This window comes from Pseudoduganella sp. RAF53_2 (assembly GCF_052113985.1).
In the GTDB taxonomy this organism is placed as follows: Bacteria; Pseudomonadota; Gammaproteobacteria; order Burkholderiales; family Burkholderiaceae_D; genus Rugamonas.
On the sequence record NZ_JBFRDW010000725.1, the window covers coordinates 1 to 2,849 of the forward strand.

Annotated in this window: 4 protein-coding genes; 1 reads left to right on the forward strand and 3 read right to left on the reverse strand. The window is 61.6% G+C overall.

The window, feature by feature from the left end; translation table 11 throughout:
* Positions 1 to 40 precede the first annotated feature (40 nt).
* Both AB4Z11_RS28470 and AB4Z11_RS28475 read right to left on the reverse strand, forming a co-directional pair.
* Positions 41 to 691: a 3-oxoacid CoA-transferase subunit B gene (locus AB4Z11_RS28470; RefSeq protein WP_442029188.1), complete on the reverse strand. Its 651-nt coding sequence runs from the start codon at positions 689 to 691 to the stop codon at positions 41 to 43.
* Positions 692 to 702: 11 nt separating this feature from the next.
* A complete protein-coding gene (locus AB4Z11_RS28475) occupies positions 703 to 1,401 on the reverse strand; it encodes a CoA transferase subunit A (protein WP_442029189.1) in 699 nt (232 codons plus the stop codon).
* Positions 1,402 to 1,485: 84 nt separating this feature from the next.
* On the opposite strand from AB4Z11_RS28475, the gene AB4Z11_RS28480 reads away from it, so the two are divergent.
* Positions 1,486 to 2,055, forward strand: coding sequence for a LuxR C-terminal-related transcriptional regulator (locus AB4Z11_RS28480; protein ID WP_442029190.1), 570 nt, complete (start codon positions 1,486 to 1,488; stop codon positions 2,053 to 2,055).
* 90 nt (positions 2,056 to 2,145) lie between these two features.
* Here the strand turns inward: AB4Z11_RS28480 and AB4Z11_RS28485 are convergent.
* A partial coding sequence (locus tag AB4Z11_RS28485; protein ID WP_442029191.1) for an SDR family oxidoreductase occupies positions 2,146 to 2,849 on the reverse strand: 704 nt, incomplete at its 5' end.

Sequence of the window (2,849 nt, forward strand, 5' to 3'; positions counted from 1 at the left end):
CCACTAGGGTTACGCCGTGGGTTTTATACGCGAGCGCAGATTACAGCGCGGAGAAGTCCAGTTCAACGCCCGATGCGGCGGCGATCTGTTCGCGCGATACGCCCGGCGCCAGTTCGATTACCTTGATGCCCTTGTCGCCAATCTCCATCACGCCGAGGTCGGTGATCACCATATCGACCACGCCCACGCCGGTCAGCGGCAGGTCGCAGTTCTTCAGCAGCTTGTGCGAAGTCGAGCCATCCTTGGCGGTGGCCACGTGCTCCATCAGCACCACGACCTTCTTCACGCCGGCCACCAGATCCATGGCGCCGCCCATGCCCTTCACCATTTTCCCGGGGATCATCCAGTTCGCCAGGTCGCCCTTTTCGGACACCTGCATCGCGCCCAGGATCGCCAGGTTGATTTTGCCGCCGCGGATCATGCCGAAGGAATCGGCCGATGCGAAGTAAGCGGAACCCGGCAGCGCCGTCACGGTCTGCTTGCCGGCGTTGATCAGGTCAGCGTCCACTTCATCGTCGGTCGGGAATGGGCCGATGCCCAGCAAGCCGTTTTCGGATTGCAGGAACACTTCGATATGGTCCGGCACATAGTTCGCCACCAGGGTCGGCAGGCCGATGCCCAGGTTCACATAGAAGCCGTCTTGCAGCTCTTTTGCCGCGCGCGCGGCCATTTCATCACGAGTCCAAGCCATGTTCTGTCTCCTTAGCCGGCACGCACGGTGCGCTGTTCGATGCGTTTTTCCGGGGTCGCGTTCAGCACCAGGCGGTGCACGAAGATGCCCGGCAGATGCACGGCATCCGGATCGATCTCGCCCAGTTCCACGATCTCTTCCACTTCCACCACGCAGATCTTGCCGGCGGTCGCCACGTTCGGGTTGAAGTTGCGGGCAGTCTTGCGGAACACCAGGTTGCCCGACTTGTCGCCCTTCCAGGCTTTGACCAGGGATACGTCCGCCACCAGCGAGCGCTCCATTACATATTTTTCGCCATCGAACTCGCGGATTTCCTTACCTTCGGCGACGATGGTGCCCACGCCGGTCTTAGTGAAGAAGGCCGGAATGCCTGCACCGCCAGCGCGCAGCTTCTCGGCCAGCGTGCCTTGCGGCGTGAATTCCAGTTCCAGTTCGCCGGCCAGGTACTGGCGCGCGAATTCCTTGTTCTCGCCCACATAGGACGAAATCATCTTCCTGATCTGGCGCGTCTCCAGCAGCTGGCCGAGGCCGAAGCCGTCCACGCCGGCATTATTGGAAATCGCGGTCAGGCCCTTGACGCCCGAATCGCGCAGCGCCGCAATCAACGCTTCCGGAATACCGCACAGGCCGAAGCCGCCGACGGCAATGGTCTGGCCGTCGGCTACGATGCCGGCCAGAGCGGCCTTGGCATCTGGGTAAATTTTATTCATGGTGCTCCTCTATTGGTGAGTGTTCCGAGCATAAAATACGGTCTGTCAAAGTACAATACCGTAGAAATACCGCCAACATTGAAGATGAACGCATCATACGCCATTAATTACGAGACAATCTTCAAGTTCGCCCCCGTCGGCATGTGCATTTCGGTGAACCGCGTGATCCAGTCCTGCAACGACGCCCTGAGCTCGATGTTCGGCTACGAGCACGGCGCGCTCGATGGCCAGTCCTTCCAGATCCTCTACCCGACGCAGGATGAATTCCTGCGCACGGGCGACCGCATCATCCCCATCATGAACACCAAGGGGCGCTACTCGGACGAGCGCATCATGCGCCGCGCGAACGGCGAGCTGTTCTGGTGCCACGTGTCGGGCCGCGCGCTGAATCCGCAGGAGCCGCTAGGCGCGGGCGTGTGGACCTTTGAAGACGTATCGGAAAAGCGGCCGGTGTCAGCCGAGCTGACGCCGCGCGAACGCGAGATTGCCGCCTTCCTGGTCGAGGGCAAGACCAGCAAGGCGATCGCGCGCGAAACGGACCTGTCGCCGCGCACGGTGGAAATGCACCGCGCCAAACTGATGCGCAAATTCAGCGCATCGACATCCTCGGAACTGGTGCACAAGCTGATGGGCGTGCATAAAATGGGAACATAAAGTAGGGACGCAGCACATTTCGCGCGCGGACATGTGTTACGTCCCCATTTTCGCGCGCCATGCAACGTAGGGCGGATCATCGATCCGCCGTTACTGAGCGAGCATGCCGTCGTCGGCGGAGATGATGGCGCCGTTGATGAAATGCGATTCCTCGCCCGCCAGCAGGAGCAGCAGGCCATCCAGGTCTTCCGGCTTGCCGGGACGCTTGCGCGGCAAGAGGTCGATCAGGCGCTTGCCCTGCTCGCTGGCGAAGTAGTCTTCATTGATCTCGGTTTCGATATAGCCGGGGCAGATGGCATTGGTGTTGATATTGTATTTGCCCCACTCCACCGCCATGGCCTTGGTCATGTGCACCACGCCCGCCTTGCTCATGCAGTAGACGCCGATCTGCGGCAGCACGCGCAAGCCCGCCACCGAGGCGATATTGATGATGCGATGCTGCTTGCGCGGATCGCCCTTGGTGCGCGCGATCATGCGCTTGGCCGTTTCCTGCGCCACGAAGAAGGCGCCGCGCAGATTGGTGTCCATCACGAAGTTGTAATCCTCGGGCGACACATCGACCAGCCGCTGCGTGGTCGACACGCCGGAGTTGTTCACCAGGATATCGATCGGCCCCGCTTCCGTTTCGGCGTGGGCGATGGCGGATTTGATGCTGGCGTAGTCGGTGACGTCCAGCGCCACCACATGGGCCGCGCCGCCGTCGGCCTCGATTTCCGCGCGCAGCTCTTTCAGGCGCTCGATGCGGCGCGAGGCCAGCACCACCTGGCAGCCGGCACGCGCCAGCACCTTGGCGA